1 protein-coding gene is annotated in these 531 nt (G+C 71.8%); it reads right to left on the bottom strand.

Annotated elements, in window-relative coordinates; all coding sequences use genetic code 11:
* Positions 1–531, bottom strand: a 531-nt coding sequence (locus tag AC1DHL_RS29755) for an amidase (protein WP_478164332.1), incomplete at both ends; no start/stop codon positions are given.

Here is a 531-nt window from a genome sequence, read left to right as displayed (position 1 = left end):
AACGCGATTATGCCGTAGCGCGAGACGCGGCCGTAGGTCGGCTTGATGCCAGTGATGCCCGAGAACGACGCCGGCTGGCGGATCGAGCCGCCGGTGTCGGTGCCGGTGGCGGCCGGGGCCAGCCCTGCGGCCACCGCGGCGGCGGAACCGCCCGAGGAGCCGCCCGGCACGCGCTGCTTGTCCCACGGGTTGCGCACGATGCCGAAATACGAGTTCTCGTTCGACGAACCCATCGCGAATTCGTCCATGTTGGTCTTGCCCAGCGTGACCATGCCGGCGGCGGCGAGGCGCTCCACCACGGTGGCGTCGAACGGGCTCTGGTAGCCGGCCAGCATCTTCGAGCCGGCCGTGGAGGCCCAGCCGCGCGTCACGAAGACGTCCTTGTGGGCGATGGGCACGCCGGTCAGCGGCGTGGCCTGGCCCTGGGCGCGGCGCGCATCGGCGGCACGGGCCTGGTCCAGGGTGAGGTCGGCGTTGACGTCGACGAAGGCGTTCAGGTCGCGCGCGGCCTCGATGCGGGCGAGGTAGTCG

The organism is Variovorax sp. 10L426, assembly GCF_056395305.1.
Note: the sequence above shows the minus strand (reverse complement) of the source record. Positions and strands in the feature narration are given on the sequence as shown.